The organism is Bradyrhizobium sediminis (genome assembly GCF_018736105.1).
Taxonomy (GTDB): Bacteria; Pseudomonadota; Alphaproteobacteria; order Rhizobiales; family Xanthobacteraceae; genus Bradyrhizobium.
This window is the reverse complement of sequence record NZ_CP076135.1, coordinates 2,063,273-2,087,962: the sequence shown is the minus strand read 5'-3', so window position 1 is coordinate 2,087,962 and position 24,690 is coordinate 2,063,273. Positions and strand designations below refer to the sequence as shown.

The following is a 24,690-nucleotide window of genomic DNA, read 5'->3' as shown; positions in this document are numbered from 1 at the left end:
ATTTCACCGGGCTGAAAGCTTCCCGGATAGAGCCCGCAAGAGACGGCGCCAGAAACGAAAGACCCGTCCGGGGGGACAACCGGACGGGTCAAGCCATATGGGCGCTTGGGGTGGATGGGCGCTCGCGCCGAATACAGCCTCGATGGGGAGGGATAACCGCTCCCACATACATAAGTCGCAGCAGGGTCGCCGGACGTTCAAACCGCCGCGCGATTTTTTTAACTTTCTTACCGACGGTTCTTGGACGGGGAATCTATTGCGCGGCAGGGCGATTGGGCTCGCCGACGTCCGATTTTTCCGATGCCATGGCGGCTGCCGGCTGATTCAGCGCACGTGTCGCGGGAACCTGCTGCGGGTCTGAAACTTTCTCGGTCGCAGGCGGGGGCGAAGCCGCTGCGACCGGAACCGCCGGTGCGGCGCCGGCAGCCGAGACCGCGGCGAAGGCATCGGCTTCGCCGGCGCCAAATTGATCGTCGCGGCCGGGACTGCCGATATCCCGGGCAGTCCCGATCAGGATGGCGCGCACTTCGCCCGGCTTCAATGCAGGATTGCGTTCCAGCATCAGGGCCACAAGGCCGCTGACATAGGCGGCGGAAAACGAGGTGCCGGAGCTCATCTGGTATTTTTCGTCCGGCGCCGGCAGGAAGATATCGACGCCGGGTGCGGCGACCGCGATGTGGCCGCCGCGGTTCGATGCAGCGAATAGTTTGTCCTGGGCGTCGGTGGCGCTGACCGCAATCACATTGCCGTTGGCTGCCGGAAACAGCGGCGGCGATTTCGGCCCGGCGTTGCCGGAGGCCGCGACCATGACGATGTCCCTCGCAGCCGTGGCGTTGATACCGCGCTCGATCAACGGATCCTTTGGACCGGCGAAGCTCATATTGATGATCTGCGCCCCGTGCAGGGCGGCGTAGTTGAGCGCCTTCAGGATCACGAAGGTCGTGCTTTCGGCGCCGTTCTGCGCCACGCCGAAGGCGCGGATGCCCAAGATCCTCGCCTGCGGGGCGCTTCCCATCAGCCGCGCATGCGACACGATCGCGCCGGCGATACCGGTGCCATGGACATGCGGGCCTTCCTTGCTGCCGAGCGCGTCGAAATTGTCCGCAACGGCGTTCATGAGTTCCGGGTGTCTTTCGTCGATTCCGGAATCGATCACAGCGATGGTGACATTGGCGCCGCTGGCCAGCGCATGGGCCTGCGGCAATCGAAGTTTTGCCAGCGCATATTGCGCCGGATCGCCCTCGCTCAATACCGTCTTCTGGTCCTGCAGCAGAAAGCGGAAGTTCAGCTGCACCGAGCGAACGCCGGCGGCGCCTGCGAAAGCGCTACGTACCTTCTCCACCGGGCGGCGGTCGGTGATGCGGAACAGGCCGATGGTCGCGCCTATCAGCGGAAAATTCTGCGATTCGACGCGCACCAGGCCGTACCGCCGCGCCAGCGCATCGGCCTGCGCGTCGGACAGCGAGCCGTCGATCTCGGCCACGAATTCGCCCGGGATCGCGCCCGGGCTGAGCGCTGCCAGCGGTGTATTGCGGCTCACGCCGCCGTTCTTGCCGTTCTTGACGGATTTGCCGGCACCGCCGCCATCGGACGACGAGACCGGCTTGTCCTGACATTCGCCGCTGCTGGCGCGATAGGCGTAGCTGCAGGCCGACGAAAGATTCGGCGAATAGCGAGCGTTGGGAAGCGTCGATGTCACCCCGATGCGCGGCGTCGCCCTCATCGTGACATCGGGTCGCCCTCTGTCGACTCCTGTCACCACCCTGCCCGCGACATTAGGATCGATCCGCGGCGTCACCGTCGGATTGATCGCCGGTATCCGCGGTTGAATGTTGAGGTTGGGCGTGCGCATGACACTTTGCGCGTGGACCGCCGCGATATCGGAGTACGCAAACAACAACGCGGCGGCGCTCAACACCAACGCCGCACGCCGCACCTTCATCAGCCAATTCGCACGATCGTGGACCATGAGGCCTCGGGTTTACGCAGTATCGCGGATACTGCCGCCTATGGCGCAGCCACCGCGAGACTGACAATCTTCTCGCGCTGCAACCGGCTCAACAGCGCGGCAGCTTCCTCTTTGCCCATCGCACTGTTGCCGAATTGCAGCCGGAACAGTCCGCCCTTGGCGCCGTCGACGATCGAGGCCTGATAGCTGTCGAGCAGCGCGGTGATGTCGGCGATACGCGCGTCGGGCGCAAACCGCACCAGCGCACGCGGCGGCGGCGGGGCCGGCGCCGCCAGATCGCGGGTGACGGGCGCGTTGGTGCTCAACGACGCCGTCTGGAACGAGGACGTCTGGTTCTTCACCAGCACGGCGCCGATCACGCCGGCCTGCAGCAGCAGCGCCAGCGCGCCCAGGCTCGTCGACCAGGCCAGTGTCCGCGGCGACAGGCTCGCGAAGAATTCCGCGATCCGCGCCGAAATATTGAGCGACACCGACGGGGTGCGCGCCGGCTCGCCGTCGATCGCGGCGAACAGCTTCTGCATGGCACGCGCTGACGGCGCGCCGAGGCTCTCGTTGAGGGAAATGGTTTCAGCGTATTCTTCCCGGATCGCGGCATATTGCCGGGCGAGCGCGAGGTCGCGCGCGAGCGCTTCATCGACGCGGCGGGAATCGCGCACGTTCAGGGTGCCGGCCGCATGCCATGGCAACAGCATCTCGATCTCGCTGGGCTCTTGATCCAGCATTTGCTTGCTCAATGCCATCATGGCCAACCTCGTTCTATGCCGGCTGCCTTCAGCAGATCGGCCAGTTTCTTGCGCGCATAAAACAAGCGCGTCTTCACGGTGTTCTCGGGTATCCCGACGATTTCAGCGACCTCTTCCACGGATTTCTCGTGGTAGTAGACGAGATCGACGATCTCCCGATGCTCCGACGACAGTGCGGTGAGGCACTTGCGCAACGCTTCACTGGTATCCTTCTTCTGCACCGCCACTTCGGGATCGTCGGACGTATCCTCGATCGCGTTGGCGGCCTCGTCATCCAGTTCACCGTCCTTCCTGCGCCGCAGCGCAGACAGGGCCTTGAATCGCGTAATTGCCAGCAGCCAGGTGGAAACGGCGGATCGGCCTTCGAACTTGCCGGCCTGGCGCCACACATCGAGGAACACCTCGCTGATGAGGTCCTCAGCAACCTGTTCGTCCCGAACGAGCCGGAGCCCGAATCGGAACACCCTGACATGGTGCCTTCCGTACAGCACCTGCATGGCGAGCCGGTCGCCTTGAGCGATCCGAGCGATCAGGACATTGTCCGAAGCCGCCTGTGTCGCACTCAATGGCCGTCTCGCAAGGTTGGTCGGATTGGGTTGGCGGGTGGTTCGATGGGAAAGGCAAGATTCTTCAAATTGTCGCAAGTCCGCGACTTCAACTGTGACCTACCCCACAGAAGACCACAGCCGCGCAACGATCGCACGCAGCAAGGCGAACGAAACCAGAAAGGTGGTGTCATAATACCGAAATTCTCTCTTCGTCCCGGCGACCATTCATCGGTGACCCTAGCAAGGCTTTGCCGGCAAAGCAGCATCAGCGTACCGCGCCTGCGCCATCCGGTTCCCGGTCGATTCGAGCGACTGGGATATCCTACCCGGATCCAGCCAATTTCCATTGCAGAACAAGGACAATAGCGACCCATCGGGACCACTGGGTTCCGCCCCGAAAGATACCAAACCTAAAGGCTTGCTCCCTAAGATTTCGCCAACTTCACTCCACTTGGCGGGACATGAGCAGCGCAGCTTCATCGCTTCAAGGCCAGAGCACTGCCGGGACGGGTACACTCGCCGGCACGCTGACACCGGACGCGTTGAGACGCCGTGCCGGCCAGCGCCGTCAGATGTTCGTGGCGCAGGCCGTGAGTTATTCGCTCGGCGGCCTCGTCCTGCTGATCTATTCCTACGCGGGTACGGTCCCGATCATCGTTCCATCCAGCTATTTCCTGTGCGGCCTGACCCTGACGGGCATTTTTGCCGTGCTGTCGGAAGCCCACTTCAACGACAGGTTTGAGGACCACTATCTCACGATCTCCCAGATCGCCTGCAACGTCGCGCTGCAGCTTGGATTCCTGGTGGCAGCGCCCGAGATCGGATATGCGTTTCTGAGCGTACTTTTTCTCATCTTCGGATTTGGCGCGCTGCGGATGACCTCGCGGCAGGCAGCCATTGCCTGGACCCTTACGACATTGGGTGTGGCTCCAATTTTTCTGCTTACCAGCGTTCCGATCGGAATGCCTGTTTCAACTCCCGTCGAACGCCTGGCCGCGATGCTCGCCTTCGTCCTCACGATCGGACAGTGCGCGTTCGTGGGCCTCTACGGCAGCTCGATGCGGATGATGCTCTACAATCGCGGTGTCGAGCTCAAGGCAGCCAACAAGCGCATCGAGGAACTCGCCGAACTCGACGAGCTGACCGGCTCGTTCAACCGCCGTTGCATCATGCGGGTACTGGATGAGGAGGTCGCCCGCGCCCATCGCAGCAAAGCGCCCTGCTCGATCGCCCTGATCGATCTCGACTGGTTCAAGCGCATCAACGATGCCTATGGTCATCCTACCGGTGACGAAGTGCTCAGGACATTCGCCATCACCGTGTTCGCGAACCTCCGCGCCATCGACAAGTTCGGCCGCTATGGCGGTGAGGAGTTCCTGCTGGTGCTTCCTGATACGCCCGATGACAGTGCGGCTCAAATCCTCGACCGGCTGCGCGCGATCATCGCCGACCTCGACTGGAGCGCGTTCTCGCCCGGCATGCGGGTGACTATCTCCGCCGGCGTCGCGACGCTGAAGCCGAATGAGACGCCAGACGCCATTCTCGCGCGCGCCGACAGCGCGCTTTACCTGGCCAAGTCGCGGGGACGCAACCGCATCGCCAGTGCCTGATCTCGAATACCTTCCAGGGGACGGAGAAACCGTCACCATATTACAAATACGCTCCAGGATAGAGTCATGAGTTCGAAGTCCGCCGCCAATACCGAAAGTCTGCTCGACGAACTGCAAACTACGCTCGCGCATGGAACCGTCGCACGCCGGGTCGAGACGCTGCGAAAGGTAACCGATCTCTTCATCAACGGCGCGGTGGATTATTCGGACGAACAGATCGGACTGTTCGACGACGTCTTCCAGTGCCTGATGGAACACATCGAGACCTCCGCAAGAGCGCTGCTCGCCAATCGCCTCGCGCCTATCGACACCGCCCCGACCGGCACCATTCGCGCGCTGGCGTTCGACGACATCATCGAAGTCGCGGCTCCGGTGCTGTCGAGATCGGAGCGCCTCGACGACGAAACGCTGATCGAGACCGCGCGCAACAAGAGCCAGGCGCACTTGCTGGCGATTTCGATACGACGGGTGCTGAGCGGCGCGGTAACCGACGTGCTGGTACTGCGCGGCAATGACGAGGTGATCCACAGTACCGTCAACAATCCCGGCGCTGAATTCTCCGAGCGGGGCTTCACCCGGCTGGTGCATCGCGCCGAGGGCGACGACAGCCTCGCGACCTGCCTCGGCATGCGCCCGACGATTCCGCGGCATCTCTACCTGAAGCTGATCGCCAAGGCGTCGGCGACGGTGCGCGAGCGCCTCGAAGCCGCCCACCCGCGGCAGGCCGGGGAAGTGCCGACCGCAGTGCGGGAAGCGACGCGGCGCGCACGTGCGGCGCCGGTCGCGATCACCCGGCAAACCGAGATCGCCCACGCGCTGGTCAAGTCGCTCTACGCGGACGGCCGACTCGACGAAATCCAGGTGGCGGCGTTTGCCGAGGCCGGCAAATTCGACGAAACCAACGCGGCGATCGCGGCGCTCGCCAACGTTCCGGTTTCGATCGCTGAGAACATGATGCTGGAAACCCGCGCCGAGGGCGTGATGATCCTCGCCAAGGTCGGGGGTTTGTCGTGGTCGACGGTCAGGGCGATCATCAACATGCGCGACGACCTCTCGGGGATGGAACCGGCCGACCTTCAGGCCTGCAAGGCCACCTATGAGCGGTTGCGGCCTTCGACCGCGCAGCAGGTGCTGCGCTTCCATCGCATGCAGCAAAACACGGCGCCGTCGCCGGCGGCATAGACATTCGCTGTCGTCCCGGCGGACGCCGGGCCTCCTAGAACCGCAGCACCCGCGATCCCGCCAGCGCGCCGATCGCAGTGACCAGGGCGGTGGCGATCGTGTACCAGGTCGCCACGAACAGCGGGGAATCGTCGATGCAGTGTGCGGCATAGAGCGTCGCCGCCAAGCCCGCCGACAACAGGCCTGCGATCGCGCCGGCGACCGCGGGGCGTGCCGGCGCGCCATGACGCAAGCCGATCAGCGCCGCGGCCAGCAACGGCAGCGAAAGCAGCGGAATGGCCGTCAGACAGACCATCGAATTGCGGCCGACCAGCCGCGTCATCATCGGCAGCCGCTGCGGCATCATCATCTCGCTTGCGATCCCGGCGACGAGAAGTCCGGCCGGGATCAGCAGCAGCCATCCCCAGCCCTGCAGCGAGGCTTCCGGCCGCGACAGATGCAGGCTGATGGCGATGGCCGAGATCGCCAGCGCCAGCGTCACCGCAAACTTCAAGTCGAAGAACGGATTGCGCATCGCGGTCATGACATCCGGCCTGACGCCAAGCTCGGCGACGAACATCGCCACCGAAACCGGCGCCGCCGCCAGCAGCGCCAGCGCCAGCACCCACCCGACCGGCCGCGCGCGATACGCGTTGTCGGCGGCGAGGGTACGAATGAGCTGTTCGGTCTCCATTCTCATTGTCCCCGTAGTTTGGCGGTGAGGCTGGCAAGTCCGCGATGCAGCGCCACTCGCACCGCGCCCTCGCTCATCGCCAATTTCTTCGCCGTGTCCTTGATCGAGGCGCTCTCGACCGCAATCGACTGCAGCACGTCGCGCTGACGCGCCGGCAGCGACCGGAGCTGGGCAGCGACCTCGCTCGCCGGAGCGGTCTCCGCAGCCGGCTCGCCGGGAAGCGACTCGGCGAAGTCGTCGATGTTGACGAAAACCCGCCGGCCGCGGCGGCGCAGCGCATCGATCAGCTTGTTGCGGGCGATCGCAAACAGCCATGGCGCGAACGGGGCGTCGGCGTCCCAGGTATGCCGCTTCAGATGCACCGCCAATAGAATGTCCTGCACGATGTCCTCGGATTGATCGACCGGTTGACCTGCCCGCGACAGACCGCGGCGCGCCGCGGCCCGAAGCACCGGCGTGACGGCCTTCAGCAGGCGATGATACGCCGCATTATCACCTGCAATGGCCGACCGCATCAGGCCGGTCCACTCGTCCTCACGTTCGCGCACGCGCGCTCCTACATTGCAATTCGGTCGATCTTTCAATTTGTTACGCCGCAAAGCCAAGATCACGAAATCGTGATCAAGGCTTTGGCGGCGGCCGGAGTCCGCCCCTCGCTTTCCGGGAATCGCGACCGCGAATTCCGCACCCCGCAGGCTCATAACACCGATCGGTTCCGCTCGCATCCGCCGCCCCGATGGCATGACGTTTCATGCCTCAATGCCGGCGTGCTGCGCACCCGACTGAACCGCCGTTGCCCTGCTTTCGCCCGGTCTAGCCCGAAGATTCCCTTTTTTTGCCCCGCTGCGGACACGCCCCAGGGTCTCATTTCGCTCGTTGGGGGCGGGCATATGGGGAGATTACCAGATGATCATCAAAGCCAGCGGGCGCTCGGCGTTGATCCTCGTTACTGGGCTGTTCGTGTGTTTCGCGATGCCGTCGCAGGCGGCGCCGGACGCTGACAAGGCGACCGCAAGTTCAAAATCCGAAAGCGCCAAGGCGGCGACTGCTGCGAACGGCAAACAGGCCAGACGCAGCGCGCGCTCCTGGAAGAAATATGCGCAGCGGAAACCCAGCAGGACCGCACTGAAATCCTCCGCGAGCAAGAAGGCGACCGACGACGCCGACAACAGCGTCGGCAGCCCGGCCAAGATCCCGCCTTCGGTTGCCAACGCCAATGCCCAATTGGCATCCACCGAGGCGCCGGCCGACAGCGCCAGGGCGATGTCCGCAAAAGCCACCACGATCCTGCAGGCTGCCGCGGACAAGCCGGCCGACAGCCAGGTGGTCTCAGCCGATCAGCTCAACGACCTCGACCGCGCATTGCAGGAGAGCAGGCCGCCCGCACCAGCCCTGGCGCTGGCCTCGGCCGAGCCGCCGGCCGCACCGCTCGCCATAGCCAGCAGCAAGGAGGACTCCACCTGGGACCGCACCTCGCTGATCGGGAAGATCTTCATCGGCTTCGGCGCGCTGCTGACGATGGCCTCCGCCGCGCGCATGTTCATGGCGTGACGCAGCGCCTCGGCGCTGTACCGCGCCCGGGACGCGGACATCACCCCACTTGAAGCGCACCCCGCCAGCGGGCACATTGCCGGCGAAATCAAGCACGGGGTAACCATGAGCAAGTTCGAACACATCATCGTCGAAAGCAAAGGCGCGGTCGGCATCATCACGCTGAACCGCCCGAAGATGCTCAACGCGCTGTCATTCGGCGTGTTCAGGGAGATCGCCGCCGCGGTCGACGATCTCGAGGCCGACGACGGAATCGGATGCATCGTGCTGACCGGCAGCGAAAAGGCCTTCGCCGCGGGCGCCGACATCAAGGAAATGCAGCCGAAGACCTTCATCGACATGTTTTCCAGCGATTTCGCCGCCGTCGGCGGCGACCGCGTCGCCAATTGCCGCAAGCCGACGATTGCCGCCGTCAGCGGCTATGCGCTTGGCGGCGGCTGCGAACTGGCGATGATGTGCGACATCATCATCGCCGCGGACACCGCCAAATTCGGTCAGCCGGAGATCACGCTCGGCACCATTCCCGGCATCGGCGGAACGCAGCGGCTGACGCGCGCGGTCGGCAAATCCAAGGCGATGGACCTCTGCCTCACCGGCCGGATGATGGATGCCGCCGAGGCGGAACGCTCGGGCCTGGTCAGCCGCGTCGTGCCCGCAGACAAATTGATGGCGGAAGCACTGGCGGCGGCGGAAAAGATCGCCGCGATGTCGCGTCCGGCGGCGGCCATGGCCAAGGAAGCCATCAACCGCGCCTTCGAGACACCGCTGTCGGAAGGCATGAACGTCGAGCGCAACCTGTTTCACGCGACCTTCGCGCTGGAGGACCGCTCCGAAGGCATGGCGGCGTTCATCGAGAAGCGCAAGCCCGTGAACAAGAATCGCTGACGGTCGCGGCGAGTCCCTATCCCGCCCTGCTCCGCGCCAGCGCCGCGCTGACCAGCGCGCGATAGCCGCGTTCGGTCATACTTGCCGGCCGATCAAGGCCGAGCCGCGCCAGGCATTCACGGTCGGCGGCATCGGGATGCCTGGTCAACCCCTGCCACAACAGTCCGGGCAATTGCAGCGGCGAGCGCTGCGCCTGTCGCAGGATCTGGAGCGCCGGAATCAGCCGCTGCTCGGCGTCGGTGAAGTCGCTGCCGAACGGAAACGTCGGCAGCAGGCCCGCCTCGCGCGCTGGCTTCAAAGCGGTCTTGATGCGCTCCGGAAAATTCTCGCGATGAGCGGAAGGAATCTCGAAATTCTTCGGCAGCTTGCCGGCATCCCTGGCTTGCCGCACGAGTTCGGGCTGAAAGCGGGAGTCCGCCACCGCTAGCATCGCGGCGATGACATCGGCGTCGGATTTTCCCCTGAGATCGGCGATACCGTATTCGGTGACGACGACATCGCGCAGGTGCCGCGGAATGGTCAAATGGCCATAGCTCCAGCGGACATTCGAATGGGTCTTGAGCTTGCCCTGCCGCGTCGCCTCCAACGTGAGGATGGCGCGCGCGCCGGCAAGCGCGAACGCCTGCGCCACGAAGTTATACTGGCCGCCGACGCCGCTGACCACCTGTCCGTTTTCGAGCCCGTCGGAAACGGCCGATCCCATCAGGGTCGCCATCATCGCATTGTTGACGAAGCGGGCGTCGACGCGGGCGCGCCGCTTGCCGGCCTCATCGCCATAGAGCTCGTTGGTGAAGGACACCGGCACCATCTGGATCCGGGCGGCCTGATCCGGCGTCATCTCCCGCAACGCGCGATAAAATGCCTTCGGCCCGAGAAAGAACGCGCCGTGCAGGGTCACGCCGTCGACCTCGCGCTTGATAATGCCGGCCTCGAGCAGGCCGATAAACGCCTCGGTCAGCATTTCGCTGACGCCATAGAGCCCCTTTTCGAACGATCCGGTTTCCAGCGCCGCAAGCTGCTCCGCTCCAGGCGCCAGACGCGTCATGATCTCGCGATACTGCGAGCTGCCGCGGTGGCGCAGGATCAGCCCTTGCGCCAGCGCGTCGCCGATCTGGCCGATTCCGATCTGCAGGCTGCCGCCGTCGCGCACGAGGCCCGCGGTATGCAGCCCGATGGCGTATTTGATGTCGTTGATCGGCTCCGACGGCGGGGCGAACAGCGGAAAGTCGGTCTCCGGACTGTCCAGCACCGCATCGAATTCCCCGGCCGGCAAATCGCCCGCGCCCGGCATGAACGGCAGTTCGGAATTGACCTGCCCGAACACCTTGAACGATGCGCGGCCCTCGGCGCGGGCGCGCAGCAGATCCAGCGAGGTATCGGTATTGCAGCTCAGGCTGTAGCGCGTCTCGCCGTCGACGATGCGCTTTGCCACCAGTTGCATGACGACGTTGAGCCCGCGCGCCAGCAGATAGGACGACGCGTGGGTGTAATTGGCGGAAATATAATGCTGCTGCGCCAGCGGCACATGCAGCCATTTTCCCGCCAGAAAGAAGAACTCGAACACCTTTATGTTGGACGGCAGCGCATCCGCATGCAGCGCATCGGCATAGGCGAGATCGGGATAGCCGCCGAACAGGCGATCGATGACGGGCGCAATGAAGCGCTGCTCCAGCAGGTTCTTCGGCTTCGGCTTCTCCAATGTCAGCGCGGTGAAGATCGTCAGGCTGATCGCACGGTCGGCGGCGGCGCGGGCATAGAGCGCATTGATGATGTGATTGGCCTTGCCGAGCCCGAGCGGCAAGCCGACGACGAGGTTGCTGCCGACCTCGCGGATAATCTGCTCCGCGATATCATCGGGGTCGGTGAATGTCTTCGGCATCCATATTCCGTCTTGACCAATGCGAGCCGGAATGGCCGGCGAGGCTCCGGGAATCGCGCCCGCTTGGAAGTTAGTATACTTCGGGGCCGCTATCTGGAATTTTGCTGAGGGCGCGAGCCGTCCCGCAGAATTTCCTCCATGGCCCTGACGTTCGCCGAACCCGCTCCCTTGCGCCAGATCAGCACGGTCTGTGCGCAGTTTTCCTTTCGCGGCAAAGGATGCACGCTCAAACGCTTTCGCTCCGGAAACGTGGTCAGAACGCTCTTCGGAAGCAGCGATATCCCCATGCCCGCGACGACGCATCCCAGGATGGCGTGATACGACGCCAGCTCGATGGTGCGCTCCGGCATCTGCTGACGGTTTGCATACCAGTCCTCGAGCCGCTTCCGGTGCGGGCATCCGTGCTCGAACACCAGCACGGTCCGCGGCAGATCGCCCTTGCTGCGGATCGGCGGATGATCGGCGGGCGCCACGATCACCAGTTCCTCGTCGAAGGCGAAGGTCTTCTCGAATGGCGCGTCCGCGATTGGCTCGGCAACGAGCGCCGCGTCGAGGTCGCCCGCCAGGATCGCAGCGCCGAGAACCAGCGGATTGCCGGTGCGCAATTCCAGCACCACCCCGGGATGGCGCCGGTGGTATTCGGTCAACAGTCCCGGCAGCCTGACGGCCGCCGTGCTCTCCATCGAGCCGATCCGGAACGTGCCGCGCGGTTTCGCATCGCGAACGGCGCCGCGCGCCTCGTCGGCCAGCGCGAGCAGACGCTCGGCGTAATCGAGCAGCACCTGACCGGCCGGCGCGAGGTGAAGCCGCTTGCCCTCGCGAATGAACAATGCGACGGCCAGATCCTCCTCGAGCTGGCGAATGCGGGTCGTGACGTTGGACTGCACGCGATGCAGCCGTTCCGCCGCCCGCGTCACGCTGCCTTCGCGCACGACGGTGCTGAATATCTGCAGGTCCGAAAGGTCCATTCATCTCACCTGGAGATCGAAAATATCACAATTATTCATTTTATTGGATTGAACGTCCTGCGTAAAGAGCACGACACGGCCGCGACGGTTCTGCCGTCGCAGCCAGACACCGGAGGAGAACGACCATGTCGAAGGCCTATTGGATCGTGCGGGTCTCGGTCCGCGACGAGCAGCGCTATCCCGAATACCTGGCGGCGGCGGGTCCGGCGTTCCAGAAATTCGGCGCCAGATTCATCGTGCGCGGCGGCGCGTTCGAAGCGATGGAAGGCGGTGCCCGCGAACGAAACGTCGTGGTCGAATTCAGGGACCGTGCGACGGCAATCGCCTGCTACCAGAGCCCGGAATACCAGAGCGCGCGTGCGATCCGCCAGAAATATGCCGACGCGGATTTCATCATCATCGACGGCGTTGCCGCGTGAGGCCGCGCCGATGAAGGGGAGATCGATATGTTGACCCTGTTTTACGCCCCACATACCTGTTCGCTGGCTTCCCATATCGCGCTCGAGGACGCCGCTGCCGAATACTCGACGGTGCGGATCGACTTCACCGCCGAAGAGCAGCGCAAGCCTGAATATCTCGCCATCAATCCCAAAGGCCGCGCGCCGGCCCTGGTGACCGACAGGGGTATTCTGACGGAGACGCCGGCAATCCTCGCCTTCATCGCCCAGAGCTTCCCCGCGGCGCGGCTGGCACCGCTGGAGGATCCCTTTCTGTTGGCACAGGTGCAGGCCTTCAACTGCTATCTGTGCTCGACGCTGCACGTCGCCCATGCCCACCGCATGCGCGGACATCGCTGGGCCGACGATCCCTCGGCGATCGAGGCGATGCAGCGCAAGGTGCCGGAGTCGGTCGGCTCGTGTTACCAGCTGATCGAGGAGAAGCTGCTGGGAGCGCCCTGGGTGATGGGCGAAACCTACACGATCTGCGATCCCTACCTGTTCACCCTGGCGCAGTGGCTGGAGCAGGACGGCGTGAATCCGTCCCGATTTCCGAAAGTCATCGAGCACCGACGCCGCGTGTCGGAGCGGCCGGAAGTCAAGAGGGCTATCGCGGAGGAACTCGCCTGAGCGCAAATGCCGCCGCAGCCTGCCTGATCTGCCCAGGATCAGGTCGTTGTTAGGTCCTTCGCGCAACACCTGTCCGGAATGAGTTGAAAGTCCACCGTTTTCCCGCACAGCAGTTTGCCTGTGGCGTCCGTGCGCTCTAAACAGGTAAGGGTGTCGAAGGCGTCGGCGGGGGCGGACGGCCGGGGGGTTGTAACGGGATCACATGGTTGGGCGTGCCGCTAGAGTTGGCCACGTAGGAAGGCGCGTGCTTCGATCGGGCATTTGTCTTGGCGTGGCGGCTTGGGCCGGATTTGCCGCTTCTGCGGCCTGGGGGGAAGCCCTCCCCGAGGCCTTGACCAAGGCCTATCAGTCCAATCCGCAGCTCAATGCCGAACGGGCGCGACAGCGGGCTACCGACGAGAACGTGCCGCAGGCGCTGGCGGGTTACCGGCCGCAAATCGTCGCCAGCCTCAGCGGCGGCCTGCAGGCGGTGCGCAACCTCTTGCCGGACAATACGGTTCAATCGGCGACCCTGAAACCCTGGACCATCGGGGTGACGGTGACCCAGACGCTGTTCAACGGATTCAAGACCGCCAACAGCGTCCGGGTGGCGGAATTGCAGGTGCAGTCCGGCCGCGAAGCGCTGCGCAATGTCGGCCAGGGCGTGCTGCTCGACGCCGTCACCGCCTACACCAACGTGCTGGCCAATCAGTCGCTGGTCGCAGCGCAGCGCTCCAACGTCGCCTTCCTGCGGGAAACCCTCAGCATCACCCAGAAGCGCCTCAACGCCGGCGACGTGACGCCGACCGACACCGCGCAGGCCGAAGCACGGCTCAACCGGGGCCTTGCGGATCTCAACGCCGCCGAGGTCGGCCTCGCCATCAGCCAGGCGACCTACACCCAGGTGATCGGCAATCCGCCGGCGGAATTGCGCCCGGCCGAAACCGTGGACCGTTATCTGCCGCGCAGCCGCGACGACGCCACCAGCCTCGCCTTCAAGGGCCATCCCGCCGTGCTCGCCGCCGGTTTCGATGTCGATGTCGCCTTCACCACCATCCGCGTCGCCGAGAGCAGCCTTCTGCCCACCATCACCCTGCAGGGCAGCGCCAGCCGCAGCAGCCAGGCAGACCCGACGCTGGGCACCTTCGGGACCGATCAGGCCTCCATCCTCGGCCAGATGAACGCGCCGATCTACGATGGCGGCACGGGGGCATCGCAGACCCGGCAGGCCAAGGAACTGGCGGCGCAAAGCCGGCTGGTGCTCGATCAGGTCCGCAATCAGGCGCGCACCGCGGCGGTCGGCGCGTGGGTCGCCAATGAAGGCGCCAAGATCGCGGTGACGGCATCGGAGTCCGAAGTGCGCGCCGCGACCGTCGCACTGCAGGGGGTGCAGAAGGAAGCTCAAGGCGGCCAGCGCACCACGGTCGACGTGCTGAATTCGCAGCAGGATCTGATTTCGGCGAAGGCCCGGCTGATCGGCGCGCAGCGTGATCGCGTGATCGCCTCCTACACCCTGCTCAGCGCGATCGGCAGGCTCGACGTCAAGACGCTTGGGCTCAATACACCGGACTATCTGCCTGAAGTGCACTATCATCAGGTGCGCGACGCCTGGCATGGCCTGCGCACGCCGTCAGGACAGTAGGGCTGGTCCCTCTGTTCGTTAATCGCGCGCTGATCATGTCGGTATTTCATCGCGGCTTCAGCCCGGTTGGCTAGACCGGGTCAACCACAAACAGAGTGGGCAGAAGATATGGGCATGTGCCCATAGGCGCATGCGCGGCGCGAGAAATACGAAATGCTTGGGATCAGCTGCCGGAGGCCGCGCGGTCGATGAACAGGCTGCCTTTAGTCACCACCAGTTCGCCGGGCCTCAGATTGCCGTGGACCTCGACGATGTCGCCATTGGTGAGGCCGGTCTTGATCTGGCGCAGCTCGATCGACCTGTCCTCATGCGCGACCCAAACCCGGGCCTGGTCGCCCTCGTAGATCAGGGCCACCTTGGGCACGCCGACCGAGGGCTGCTCGCCAGGCGCATAGAGGGTCACGGTGGCGAACATTTCCGGCTTCAATTGCCCGCTGGTGTTGTCGACGGTGGCGCGGACCAGCAGCCGCCGGGTGGCGGGATCGATCCCCGCCGCGACGTAATTGATGCGGCCGGTCAGGTTGCGACCGGGCAAGGCCAGCAGGCTGAAGGTCAGTTCCTGCCCCACCGACACCGAGGACGCTTCGGTCTCCCGCACGAAGGCGGTGAGCCAGACGGTGGAGAGATCGCCGATCACGAACACCGGATCGCTGGCGCCGGCGTTGACGTATTGGCCGGGGCCGATCTTGCGCTGGACCACGGTGCCTGCGATCGGCGCATAGATCGTGGTTTCCGGATTGATGCGGCCTTTTTCCTGGAAGACCGCGATCGCCTCGTCCGAGAGGCCGAGGATCCGCAGCTTGTTGCGCGCCGCTTCCAGCGCCGTTTGCGTCGAGCGCAGATCGTTCTGCGCCTGGATCAGGGTTGCCTGGCTCTGCTGATAGTCCTTGAGCGGAACAGCCTTGCCCTCGAACAGATCCCTGGCGCGCTTGTCCTGCAACTGCGCAAGGTCGAGCGCCGACTTGGCCTTGTTCAGCGCGGTCATCGCCGCAATGAAATCGTTCTGCGCCTGCACGTTGTCGGCGGCCTCGATCACGAACAGCGGCTGCCCTTGGGTGACGCTGTCGCCCGGCCGCGCCAGCAATTTAGTGACCCGCCCGGCATAGGGTGAAAACACCGGCGTCGAGCGGTCCTCATCGACCGCGATCTTGCCTTCGGTGACATGCTCTTCCCGGAAGGCGCGCTCGGTAACCGGCTGGATGGTCAGGCCGGCCCATTCGGACGGGGTCAGGGCGTAACGCTGCGAGCCCTTGCGGGATTGGCTCGATACTTCGGAATGGCCCTGGCTTGCCCCCGTTATATGCAGCAACCCAAACAGAGCGCCGCCGGCCAGCGCCAGCAGGCCCGCGGCGACGGCCAGCCGTTGCCTGGTAAGCATCTGCAATTGCTTGATAAACTCTCTAAGCATCGGGCCTGACCAAACCAGCGATGATTCCAGCAGAGATTGCCTCATCGATACGCTAATAGTGCCCAATTAATGTTGCAAACAACGAAAAAAAGCCATGGGCAGACGGGTTTGGCGTTATTTTTTCGGGGCGGCCGCCGCTCCTCGGGCCGGCCTAGGCCGGCCATTGCGGCGGGTGGCTGCCGCGCCTTGGCCATCATGGCGCCGAACGCCATCAGGTAATTGATGGCCTCTTCGGGCCGTCGAGCGCGGCGGCCTGGCATGGCCATAGGCTGACAGCGACACATAAACCTTCGCGTTCTCGAACCTTCGTGTTCTCGCGGCGCGATGCGCCAGAGCTGTGCGTGTATCTTCCGCCCCTCCGTCGTCCATACCGGCGGTCAAGGCAGTAACCGCCGCTTGCTCTTCCGGCACTCCGAGCCCATTCTTGTCCGGGATCCAGGACCCGTTCGATAAGGTCCGGGATCAGATCGCGCCATCGCGGCTCCCGCGAGGTATTGATCCATGAACTGCTCCCGTTGCGGTTTCGAGGTTCAGAGCGGCTTTGCCTTCTGTCCGAAATGCGGGGTGAAGCAACCGAATGCGTGCCCCGGCTGCGGCTATATGTGCGCACCGGATTTTACGTATTGCCCGAAATGCGGCGCCCAGGTCGACGAGGCCGTTAGAGCCGGCAACCAACGGAACCCGTCGTCACCGACGATTCCGACGACGGTCCCGATTGGGGCCCACCCACCGGCGCCGATGCCGGACCCGATTGCCGCGATCGAGCGAGGACACCACAGGGCAGACACCGAAGCCAACCGCCGGACCATTACCGTGCTGTTTGCGGACCTCAGTGGCTTTACCACCATGAGCGAGCGGCTCGACCCGGAAGTCATGCAGACTCTTCAAAACGAATTGTTCGAGGAATTGACGGCAGCGGTGCAGAGTTTTGGCGGCTTCGTGGACAAATTCATCGGCGATGCGCTGCTCGCGCTGTTTGGTGCGCCGGCGGCGCACGAAGACGACCCCGAGCGGGCGGTTCGCGCGGCCCTCGACATGATCAAGCGGACGGCGCACCTCGGAGAACGTTCGCAGATATCCGCCGGTTCGCCGCTCATGCTCCATATCGGCATCAACACCGGGCACGTGGTTGCGGGCGGGCTCGGTGCGGGGGCAACCAAATCCTATTCCGTGACCGGCGATACGGTGAATACCGCCCAACGATTGCAGTCGATGGCGCCTCCGGGCGAGGTGCTGGTGGGACCGCTGACCCACCGCCTCACCCGGCATGCATTCTCGTATGAATCACTCGGCGACGTCACGCTCCGCGGCAAGATGGGCAGCGTGCTGGTCCATCGTCTGAAGGGGCCGCTCGACACGCCGCGTGCGGCACGAGGACTCGAAATACTGGGCCTGAGCGCGCCGCTGATCGGGCGCGACGCGGAGATTGCCCGTATGATCGGGAGCCTCGATCAGGCGTGTGCCGGAACTGCTCAACTGGTGCGCCTGGTTGGCGAAGCCGGCATCGGAAAATCTCGCCTGGTGGATGAATTCGTTGCCCGCATCCGTGATGAGGACCGCTTCGCAGGCGTGGCAATCCGGCGGGCGGTCTGCTCGCCGCTGGGCGAGCAATCCTACGGTACTCTTGCCGCGGTGCTGCGCAGTGCTTACGGCATCGCGCACAAGGCTTCGGCGGCAGAGGCGCAGGCCAAGCTGGCCGAAGCGCTGTCGGAGCTTGGCCTGGCGGCCGAAGAGATCCAGCGCCTGATGCCGCTCTACTTCCATGTTCTCGGTCTCGGCGACCCCGACGTGGCCCTGCAGCATGTCGAGCCGGAACAACTCCGGCGACAGATCTTTTTCGCGATCCGCACCGTGTTCGAACGGCGCCTGGCCCTGTCGCCCCTCCTGATCATCGTCGAAGACCTGCACTGGGCCGATTCCGCGTCGCTCGAGGCGCTGCGGTTCCTGATGGACCGGCTGGAGCGCCGACGGCTGATGCTGTTGTTCACGCACCGGCCAATGCTTGAAATGGATCAACTCGATTCAAGTCGAATTAGCCACACCATACTCCGGCTGGCGCCCCTCGGCGCCGCCGACGGACAAAAGCTGCTCGCGGCGTTGTTCGGTCTCGGTTGCAACGAATTATCCGGCAATCTATTCAATCGAATTCTTGAACGCGCGAGCGGGAATCCGCTGTTCATGGAAGAAATCATACGCGGCCTCATCGAAGCCGGCGTTTTGGAACGCGACGGCTCGCACTGGCAGATCAAGTCCAATGAGGCGGCCGCCGACATTCCGGCGAGCATTCAGGCGTTGTTGCTCGCGCGCGTGGATCGGCTGCCACACGAGGTACGCAGGCTGGCGCAGGAGGCAGCCGTCATCGGGCCGCGCTTCGATGCTGCCCTTCTCGGCGCCACGGCGACCGACCCGGCGAACGTAGAGGCAGGGCTCGAACTGCTGTGCGACGCCGAGATCATCGAGGAGATCTCGGGCGCGAACTCGATTTCGCTGCAATCCTGTCGTTTCACGCAAACCATGCTGCAGGATGTGATCTACCAAAACCTGCTTCTGCAGCGGCGCATCGAGATGCATGGGCGGATCGGTGCCGCTCTGGAGCGGTTGTATGGAGATGCCCCCGAACGGCTCGAAGACCTCATACTGCTGGGACATCATTTCAGCCTCAGCGCGAGCAAGCCGAAGGGCGCCCGCTACCTGAGCGCGGCCGGCGATCGGGCACGCGCGACTTACGCCAACGACGACGCCATCCGTCTCTATCAGCAGGCGCTCGCCGTGTTGTTGACCGCCGGCGATCAGGGACCGAAACGGCTCGTGCTGTATGAGCGGATAGCCGATCTGTGCCGGGCGGCCGGACGCCGGAACACGGCCGACGAACATTACCAGACGGTGTTGGAGGCCCACCGCGCTTCCGGAAACCGCGCCGCCGCAGCGCGAATACTTCGCAAGCTTGGCCGGTTGCTGTGGGACGCCGGAAAACGAACCAAGGCGGAGGCGCATTATGCCGAGGCGGCTGCACTGCTTGAAGGGACCGACGCGCCGATCGAGTGGGCGCACCTCTTGCAGGAGCGCGGCCATCTCGCGTTTCGCATGGGCGATCACGCCGCGGCTGCGAGATGGGCAGACGAGGCGCTTGGCTACGCTCAATCCGTGCCGCCGGATACAGATCAGCAAGCCGGACTCGAGGCGGCTCGCGCCACTGCAGAGGCTCTCAATACCAAGGGGGTTGCGCTGGCGCGGCTGGGACGGAGCCGGGATGCCGTATGCGAGGTGGAGCGAAGCGTCGCGGTTGCCGAAGCCGCCGGCCTTCTCAGCGCAGCCTGCCGCGGTTACACCAATCTTGGCGTGCTCTACACCATGGTCGATCCGGCGCGAGCCATCGAGGTGTGCCGGCGCGGCCTCGACGTGGCGCGCCGGATCGGCGATCTCGGCTTTCAGGCGCGGCTTCTTGCCAATCTCGCCGTCGCCTGCTGCACCTTCACGGACAGGTGTGCCGACGAAGGCGTGCCGGCCGCCGAAAAGGCGATCGAGCTCGACCGCGCACTGGATCAGCGCGAGCATCTCCCCGTGCCGTTGATTGTGTTGGGGCAAATTTATCAATGCCATTGCCAGCCGGAACTGGCCGCCCGCTGCTACCATGAGGCAATTGAGGTGGCGCAGGAAACAGGCGAGCCGCAACAGCTCTTTCCATGCTATGATGGGCTCGCGACGCTGAACCTCGATCGAGGCGATATGCCGGAGGCCGAGCGGTATTTCGCTCTGGCACATGACGTCTGCGCCCGGCACGGGCTTGATCCCCAGGGGCTGATCGTACTGCCATTTCTTGATTAGCAAGCAAAGGAGGTCACCATGTCCGAACTTCATGTCGATGGGCCACTCCAGCCGGGCGACCGCGCACCGAACATCGTGCTGGACGCGATCACGCGCCAGGGCAAGATCGCACTGGATGACTTTCGCGGCCACAGCCCGATATTGGTCGGCTTGTTTCGAGGCCTGCATTGCCCGTTCTGCCGGCGCCATATCGCGGCGCAGGCGCAACTTGACGTCGCCCTGCGCGAGAAAGGCATCGAAAGTCTCACGGTGGTCAATACGCCGATCGAGCGTGCGCGGCTCTATTTCCGTTACCATCCGTTGCCCAACCTGCTCGCCGCGTCCGACCCCGAGCGCATCTCGCACCGCGCGTTCGGCTTGCCCAATCTCGAGTTCACCGAGAGCGAAACCGAATGGCCGCGCAAGATGGGCATGAACGCGGTGATGAGCATGCGGATGGCATTGCCGGGCGAACTGCCGGAGCCGATGAATCCGATCGCGGCGGCCGATGTCCTCAACGCAAAAGACGGCTACGAAATGACGGAAGCCGATCAGCGCATGGCCGCAACGGGCACAGGCCAGCTCTTCGGCCAGTTCCTGCTCGACCGGGAGGGGATCGTGCGCTGGAGCTTTACCGAAGTTCCCGAAGGCGGCCGCCGCATGTTCGGAGCGCCGACGTCGCAGGAGCTGATGTCGGCCGCCTCCCAGGTTGCAGGCTAGCCAGGCGCGGTAGTGTGTTTTGGGTGTGCGATCCTGCACCCCCGACGAGAGGCCTCAACACAAGGTAAACTTCGCACGACCATTCAGTGTGGATCGCTTTCCCGTGACATTTGGCGAGTGGGATGCTTGCGTAGCGGCAAGGGGCTGCAGCTTTCAATCTTCCGACCGAGGCTGGGGGCGCGGGATGCAGCCGGTAATCAATATCCTGTGGGATGATGCCAAGGAGTACGTTGCCTGGCTCTCCCGTACCACCGGCAGGACCTATCGCCTTCTCAGCGAAGCTGAGCGCGAGTATGTCGCGCGCGCCGGGACGACAATGGCGTATTGGTGGGGGGACACGTTCCTGCCCGCGCAGGCAAATTGCGCTCCCGGCAATCGCGAACTGACGTCTGCGAGCCTTGACCTACATCAGACCGCCGAGCGAGCGCGCCCCTTGCCGGTTCAGTCATTTGCTCCCAATCCCTGGGGGCTCTATCAGATTCACGGCAACGTCTATGATTGGGTCGAGGATTGCTGGAACGAAAATTACGATGGAGCGCCATCCGACGGTTCAGCCTGGATGACCGGGAATTGCGGTGGGCATGTTCTTCGCGGTGGCGCCTTCAGCCGAAGCGCTCAAACCGCCAGATCGGCTGCACGCATGTGGTTCGGCTCCCCCAATCGCCTCATCTATATGAGCATCCGCGTTGCCCGAACATTGCGCCAGTAACTGGTCCGATCGTCTAGCCGATTGCCCGCGCCGATGAGGCGGCCGAATGAGGCATGATGTCGATCATACCAATGCATCCTTCAGCAGCCAGGCACCCCAGGCCAGGAATCCCAGGCCTGCGATGCGCGAGATCGCACGGCCAGCCGGAACGATCTTCTCAGCCAGGACGAAGATCGTAATCGCGGCGATCCACAGCACGTTCATCACCCCACCTACGAACAACAACGCCATCAGCGCCCAACAGCAGCCGACGCAGTACATCCCGTGGCGGGCGCCGAGCAGAAGCGAACCGGGCATGTCACCGCGAAAACCACCGTGGCGCTGAATGAACAACCACGGCGCCTGGCATTGCCGAAGGCAGGCGTCCTTGAGCGGCATCCACTGATAAAGGCCGGCTGCAATCATGACGATGCCGCCGAACACCCCGCCCGCGCCGGCCATCGCCGGCGTGAGCAAGCTCTCCCGCTCCAGCACCCATTGCGCCAACGTGGCGGCGAACGCGAACACGGTCCAGACCAGAAGATAGCCGGCCGCGAACCACCAGGCCGCGGCCAGCGCCTTGCCTGTGTTTGCCGCCTGTCCGCCGACCCGCGCATATAGCAAGATCATGGGCGTAGCCGACGGCGTCATCATGCCGATCATCATCACCGCCCACATGGCGAACACAAACGCAAACTCGATTGCGTTCCAGGGTGCGGTGGCCGGCTTCATCAGACCCATGCCGGCGGGGACCATCCGAAAGCCCGACATATCCATGCCACCCATGTCCATGTCGGCGACAAGCCAGAGCAGGTAGCTCCAGGCGAGCGCCGTCACGACAACCAGCGCGGCGGCTACGATCGCGCGGTCGCGTCGCAGAATGGCCTCGAGGGTCCCACCGACCATATCAGCTCAATGCACGATGCCGCTTTGGCACAGGTGAATTTCCGCAAATTGACCGTAGGAATCGGTGAGTTCGAACTTGATCGGTTGCGCCGTCTTGGTCCAGCCGCGTCCGACTTCGGCAAGCCGGTATTCGAAGCCGCCCACCATATCGATGCGAACCCGGTGCGCCGCTCCCGTCACTGGATTGAGGATCGGCTCGCCGTGGCCTTCGGTAACGCCCTTCACGACCAGTCGAGCCTTCCGCTCTGCAACATCAACCTGAAACTCGATCGGAGCGAAGATCGGATCGTGCAGCTTTTCGAGCGTCGAGGCGAATACGTTGAAGACGGTCGCTCCCGGCTCGGTGTCCTGGCCGCTGAGGATCCGCAACAGCACCCCGCGTTGTGCCTCGGTCGCGCGCTCGTCGATCACCACCGCGGCTTCGCCCTTGCCCTCGTGGATTGCGCCTGGCCAGCGGAAGATCCCGACGAACTTCAGACCGTCGAGCTTCGTCGACCCATGATAACCCTGCTCTATCTCGAAGCCGGCGACCGCTCGGCAATGTCCGTGGGTCGGCAATCCGTCGAATTGGCAGGGACAACCGTAAGAGCAATTGCAATTAACGAATTCACGTCCCTTGATCATCCAAGTGGTGTTGGCCATCGTCACCTCCCGACATGTTACCCTTGGCAGCGAGGGCAAATCACGCCGCCGGGGCGCCCCCAAACGGTAACAGAACCGGGGCTCTTCCGAAAGCTGCAAGGGACGAGGGAGTTGCGCCGAGGAAGGGTTCGAGAAGAGATTGCAAAATGTCTCGTGGAGTCAAAGCGGACTTCCACCGCGACCCCGATCAGACGCAGATCGTTTCAAGGCGGGATGACGCGAACCGCCTGAGCCCGGATTCCCATGCATCTCGATTGATTGACTTGCCATGGTGCGAAACTAAGGTGGCGCCGCACCGAAGGGAATGAATCGCATGACTTTGCCGATGAGCTGGAACGATTGGGCGCAGCACGACGGAGTGGCGCTGGCCGCACGCGTCAGGAAGGGCGAACTGACGGCAAAGGAATTGGCAAGTCAGGCAGCTGCAGGCATCGCCAAGGTCGATCCGGCGCTGTCGGGAGTGGTCGAGGTCTTCGAGGACGCGATCGCCGATCCCGGCAAGGATGCCAATCTCGCGGGGCCCTTTGCCGGCCTGCCCTTCCTGATGAAGGATCTGGGCCCGACGATGAAGGGGCGCTTGCAGGAAATGGGCTCGCTGCTGATGCGCGGCAATCGCGCCACCGCCGATACTTTCCTGACGGCGAAGATGCGCCAGGCGGGACTCAACCTGATCGGACGGACGACCACGCCGGAGTTCGGCGTTTGCAGTTCGGCAGACAATCCCGCCGTCTACGTCACCCGCAACCCGTGGAACACGGACTACACGACATGCGGATCCTCCGCCGGCAGCGCCGCCATGGTCGCGGCGGGCGTCGTGCCAATCGCGCATGCCACTGACGGCGGAGGTTCGATCCGCATTCCGGCCGGGGTCAATGGCAACATCGGTCTCAAGGTTTCACGGGGGGTGTTCTCGCTCGCGCCGCACCTGTCGGATTTGACCGGGCTGGTATCGATCCAGGGCTGCCAGTCGCGTTCGGTACGCGATACCGCGGCTTTCGTCGATGCATGCCGCGGTCCCGGGCCGGGCGAATTCATGCCGTTCTGGACCTCACCGCAGCCTTACCAGGACATGATCAAGCGCGATCCGCGACCGCTCAAGATCGCGCTCTCGCACCAATGGGGCGACTATCGGGCGACACCGCAGATCGCATCGGAGCTCGAAAGAGTCGGGCGATTCCTCGAAGGCCTCGGCCATCGCGTGGATTACGCGTTACCCGAGATCGACTATCGCGCCGCGTTCGACGCCCAGACCACCTGCTACATCAGCAATTTTGCGGTCGTGATCGGCAACATGCTCGCGGCACGCGGGCTGGACCGGCCGCCAGCGGATCTCGTCGAGCCCGTCAACATCAGGATCTGGGAAGCAGGCCGGCACACGTCGTTTGCCGAGCGGGCGCGCATGCAGGCGGTCTTCAACACAACATCCCGCGGCTTCGGAGCGTTCTTCGAGGAATGGGATATCATCCTGACGCCGGTCACCGCGCTGCCGACACCGAAGGTCGGCACCACCGAATACCTGACGATATCGGACAATCCATCGGTGCTGGATTGGTTCGGCAATCTATGGCGCAACTTCGCCTTCACGCCGCTCGCCAATCTGTGCGGAATTCCCGCGATCTCGCTGCCGCTGGCGGAACATGAGAATGGGTTGCCGCTCGGCATTCAAGCACAGGCAAAGCAGGCCAATGATGGGCTGCTGCTGCAGCTGGCGGCGCAGATCGAGCGGGCGGTCGGCGGCCAATGGAATTCCGGACGGACGCCCAGGGTGCACGTGACGCAGGGCTGAACGACGGTCGTTTGGCGCGGGGCGCGCCATCTCTTGCTCA

General features: G+C 64.1%; 21 protein-coding genes. 11 read left to right on the top strand and 10 right to left on the bottom strand.

Annotated features, from left to right (window positions below):
- Positions 1–253 precede the first annotated feature (253 nt).
- From KMZ68_RS09935 to KMZ68_RS09925, 3 genes are all read right to left on the bottom strand, one after another.
- Complete coding sequence (locus tag KMZ68_RS09935) at positions 254–1,942, bottom strand: S8 family serine peptidase (protein WP_215615599.1); 1,689 nt, start codon at positions 1,940–1,942, stop codon at positions 254–256.
- A 65-nt stretch (positions 1,943–2,007) separates the two neighbouring features.
- A complete protein-coding gene (locus KMZ68_RS09930) occupies positions 2,008–2,712 on the bottom strand; it encodes a hypothetical protein (protein ID WP_215615598.1) in 705 nt (234 codons plus the stop codon).
- Positions 2,709–3,278, bottom strand: coding sequence for a sigma-70 family RNA polymerase sigma factor (locus KMZ68_RS09925; protein ID WP_215615597.1), 570 nt, complete (start codon positions 3,276–3,278; stop codon positions 2,709–2,711). The genes KMZ68_RS09930 and KMZ68_RS09925 overlap by 4 nt, the downstream gene beginning before the upstream one ends.
- Before the next feature lie 443 nt (positions 3,279–3,721).
- On the opposite strand from KMZ68_RS09925, the gene KMZ68_RS09920 reads away from it, so the two are divergent.
- Both KMZ68_RS09920 and KMZ68_RS09915 read left to right on the top strand, forming a co-directional pair.
- Positions 3,722–4,870, top strand: coding sequence for a GGDEF domain-containing protein (locus tag KMZ68_RS09920; RefSeq protein ID WP_215615596.1), 1,149 nt, complete (start codon positions 3,722–3,724; stop codon positions 4,868–4,870).
- 66 nt (positions 4,871–4,936) lie between these two features.
- Positions 4,937–6,052 (top strand): DUF2336 domain-containing protein, encoded by a 1,116-nt coding sequence (locus tag KMZ68_RS09915; RefSeq protein ID WP_215615595.1) that lies wholly within the window; start codon positions 4,937–4,939, stop codon positions 6,050–6,052.
- Positions 6,053–6,086: 34 nt separating this feature from the next.
- Here KMZ68_RS09915 and KMZ68_RS09910 read toward each other — a convergent pair whose 3' ends face one another.
- Entirely contained in the window at positions 6,087–6,725 is a 639-nt protein-coding gene (locus tag KMZ68_RS09910; protein ID WP_215615594.1) for an NrsF family protein, read from the bottom strand.
- Positions 6,726–6,727: 2 nt separating this feature from the next.
- Positions 6,728–7,273, bottom strand: coding sequence for a sigma-70 family RNA polymerase sigma factor (locus KMZ68_RS09905; protein WP_215615593.1), 546 nt, complete (start codon positions 7,271–7,273; stop codon positions 6,728–6,730).
- 358 nt (positions 7,274–7,631) lie between these two features.
- Here KMZ68_RS09905 and KMZ68_RS09900 point away from each other — a divergent pair, with 358 nt between their 5' ends.
- Together KMZ68_RS09900 and KMZ68_RS09895 are read left to right on the top strand one after the other, a co-directional pair.
- A complete protein-coding gene (locus tag KMZ68_RS09900) occupies positions 7,632–8,276 on the top strand; it encodes a hypothetical protein (protein WP_371741436.1) in 645 nt (214 codons plus the stop codon).
- Between the two features lie 105 nt (positions 8,277–8,381).
- A complete protein-coding gene (locus KMZ68_RS09895) occupies positions 8,382–9,161 on the top strand; it encodes an enoyl-CoA hydratase (protein ID WP_215615592.1) in 780 nt (259 codons plus the stop codon).
- A gap of 16 nt (positions 9,162–9,177) precedes the next feature.
- Here KMZ68_RS09895 and KMZ68_RS09890 read toward each other — a convergent pair whose 3' ends face one another.
- Positions 9,178–11,040, bottom strand: a complete 1,863-nt coding sequence (locus KMZ68_RS09890; RefSeq protein WP_215615591.1) for an acetyl-CoA hydrolase/transferase C-terminal domain-containing protein — start codon at positions 11,038–11,040, stop codon at positions 9,178–9,180.
- Between the two features lie 89 nt (positions 11,041–11,129).
- The gene (locus KMZ68_RS09885) at positions 11,130–12,008 is read right to left on the bottom strand and encodes a LysR family transcriptional regulator (RefSeq protein WP_215615590.1); all 879 of its coding nucleotides are present in this window, start codon (positions 12,006–12,008) and stop codon (positions 11,130–11,132) included.
- A gap of 125 nt (positions 12,009–12,133) precedes the next feature.
- Between KMZ68_RS09885 and KMZ68_RS09880 the strand changes: the two genes are divergently transcribed.
- The 3 genes from KMZ68_RS09880 (at position 12,134) to KMZ68_RS09870 (ending at position 14,696) form a co-directional block, all read left to right on the top strand.
- Complete coding sequence (locus KMZ68_RS09880; RefSeq protein WP_215615589.1) at positions 12,134–12,427, top strand: DUF1330 domain-containing protein; 294 nt, start codon at positions 12,134–12,136, stop codon at positions 12,425–12,427.
- Between the two features lie 27 nt (positions 12,428–12,454).
- A complete protein-coding gene (locus KMZ68_RS09875) occupies positions 12,455–13,075 on the top strand; it encodes a glutathione S-transferase family protein (RefSeq protein WP_215615588.1) in 621 nt (206 codons plus the stop codon).
- Between the two features lie 202 nt (positions 13,076–13,277).
- Positions 13,278–14,696 carry a TolC family outer membrane protein gene (locus KMZ68_RS09870; protein ID WP_215615587.1) on the top strand — a complete coding sequence of 473 codons (1,419 nt, stop codon included), beginning with the start codon at positions 13,278–13,280 and terminating at the stop codon, positions 14,694–14,696.
- Positions 14,697–14,859: 163 nt separating this feature from the next.
- Here the strand turns inward: KMZ68_RS09870 and KMZ68_RS09865 are convergent, their stop codons facing one another.
- A complete protein-coding gene (locus KMZ68_RS09865; RefSeq protein WP_215615586.1) occupies positions 14,860–16,104 on the bottom strand; it encodes an efflux RND transporter periplasmic adaptor subunit in 1,245 nt (414 codons plus the stop codon).
- Positions 16,105–16,605: 501 nt separating this feature from the next.
- Between KMZ68_RS09865 and KMZ68_RS09860 the strand changes: the two genes are divergently transcribed.
- From KMZ68_RS09860 to KMZ68_RS09850, 3 genes are read left to right on the top strand one after another with little or no spacing between them, the layout of a single operon-like run.
- On the top strand, positions 16,606–19,929 hold the full coding sequence (locus KMZ68_RS09860; protein ID WP_215615585.1) for an adenylate/guanylate cyclase domain-containing protein: 3,324 nt from the start codon (positions 16,606–16,608) through the stop codon (positions 19,927–19,929).
- 18 nt (positions 19,930–19,947) lie between these two features.
- Positions 19,948–20,628, top strand: coding sequence for a peroxiredoxin-like family protein (locus KMZ68_RS09855; RefSeq protein WP_215615584.1), 681 nt, complete (start codon positions 19,948–19,950; stop codon positions 20,626–20,628).
- 25 nt (positions 20,629–20,653) lie between these two features.
- Positions 20,654–21,337 (top strand): formylglycine-generating enzyme family protein, encoded by a 684-nt coding sequence (locus KMZ68_RS09850; protein WP_371741469.1) that lies wholly within the window; start codon positions 20,654–20,656, stop codon positions 21,335–21,337.
- Positions 21,338–21,400: 63 nt separating this feature from the next.
- Here KMZ68_RS09850 and KMZ68_RS09845 read toward each other — a convergent pair whose 3' ends face one another.
- Together KMZ68_RS09845 and KMZ68_RS09840 are read right to left on the bottom strand one after the other, a co-directional pair.
- The gene (locus KMZ68_RS09845; protein ID WP_215615582.1) at positions 21,401–22,222 is read right to left on the bottom strand and encodes a DUF2182 domain-containing protein; all 822 of its coding nucleotides are present in this window, start codon (positions 22,220–22,222) and stop codon (positions 21,401–21,403) included.
- 6 nt (positions 22,223–22,228) lie between these two features.
- Positions 22,229–22,864 (bottom strand): DUF1326 domain-containing protein, encoded by a 636-nt coding sequence (locus KMZ68_RS09840; protein ID WP_215616275.1) that lies wholly within the window; start codon positions 22,862–22,864, stop codon positions 22,229–22,231.
- A 313-nt stretch (positions 22,865–23,177) separates the two neighbouring features.
- Between KMZ68_RS09840 and KMZ68_RS09835 the strand changes: the two genes are divergently transcribed.
- Positions 23,178–24,650: an amidase gene (locus KMZ68_RS09835; protein ID WP_215615581.1), complete on the top strand. Its 1,473-nt coding sequence runs from the start codon at positions 23,178–23,180 to the stop codon at positions 24,648–24,650.
- Positions 24,651–24,690: the final 40 nt, after the last annotated feature.

Excerpts from the sequence above, each read along its gene's own strand:
- KMZ68_RS09935 (WP_215615599.1), bottom strand. The coding sequence starts at position 1,942 with ATGAAGGTGCGGCGTGCGGCGTTGGTGTTGAGCGCCGCCGCGTTGTTG.
- KMZ68_RS09930 (WP_215615598.1), bottom strand. The coding sequence starts at position 2,712 with ATGATGGCATTGAGCAAGCAAATGCTGGATCAAGAGCCCAGCGAGATC.
- KMZ68_RS09920 (WP_215615596.1), top strand. The coding sequence starts at position 3,722 with ATGAGCAGCGCAGCTTCATCGCTTCAAGGCCAGAGCACTGCCGGGACG.
- KMZ68_RS09915 (WP_215615595.1), top strand. The coding sequence starts at position 4,937 with ATGAGTTCGAAGTCCGCCGCCAATACCGAAAGTCTGCTCGACGAACTG.
- KMZ68_RS09910 (WP_215615594.1), bottom strand. The coding sequence starts at position 6,725 with ATGGAGACCGAACAGCTCATTCGTACCCTCGCCGCCGACAACGCGTAT.
- KMZ68_RS09900 (WP_371741436.1), top strand. The coding sequence starts at position 7,632 with ATGATCATCAAAGCCAGCGGGCGCTCGGCGTTGATCCTCGTTACTGGG.
- KMZ68_RS09895 (WP_215615592.1), top strand. The coding sequence starts at position 8,382 with ATGAGCAAGTTCGAACACATCATCGTCGAAAGCAAAGGCGCGGTCGGC.
- KMZ68_RS09890 (WP_215615591.1), bottom strand. The coding sequence starts at position 11,040 with ATGCCGAAGACATTCACCGACCCCGATGATATCGCGGAGCAGATTATC.
- KMZ68_RS09885 (WP_215615590.1), bottom strand. The coding sequence starts at position 12,008 with ATGGACCTTTCGGACCTGCAGATATTCAGCACCGTCGTGCGCGAAGGC.
- KMZ68_RS09880 (WP_215615589.1), top strand. The coding sequence starts at position 12,134 with ATGTCGAAGGCCTATTGGATCGTGCGGGTCTCGGTCCGCGACGAGCAG.
- KMZ68_RS09875 (WP_215615588.1), top strand. The coding sequence starts at position 12,455 with ATGTTGACCCTGTTTTACGCCCCACATACCTGTTCGCTGGCTTCCCAT.
- KMZ68_RS09870 (WP_215615587.1), top strand. The coding sequence starts at position 13,278 with ATGGTTGGGCGTGCCGCTAGAGTTGGCCACGTAGGAAGGCGCGTGCTT.
- KMZ68_RS09865 (WP_215615586.1), bottom strand. The coding sequence starts at position 16,104 with ATGCTTAGAGAGTTTATCAAGCAATTGCAGATGCTTACCAGGCAACGG.
- KMZ68_RS09860 (WP_215615585.1), top strand. The coding sequence starts at position 16,606 with ATGAACTGCTCCCGTTGCGGTTTCGAGGTTCAGAGCGGCTTTGCCTTC.
- KMZ68_RS09855 (WP_215615584.1), top strand. The coding sequence starts at position 19,948 with ATGTCCGAACTTCATGTCGATGGGCCACTCCAGCCGGGCGACCGCGCA.
- KMZ68_RS09845 (WP_215615582.1), bottom strand. The coding sequence starts at position 22,222 with ATGGTCGGTGGGACCCTCGAGGCCATTCTGCGACGCGACCGCGCGATC.
- KMZ68_RS09840 (WP_215616275.1), bottom strand. The coding sequence starts at position 22,864 with ATGGCCAACACCACTTGGATGATCAAGGGACGTGAATTCGTTAATTGC.
- KMZ68_RS09835 (WP_215615581.1), top strand. The coding sequence starts at position 23,178 with ATGACTTTGCCGATGAGCTGGAACGATTGGGCGCAGCACGACGGAGTG.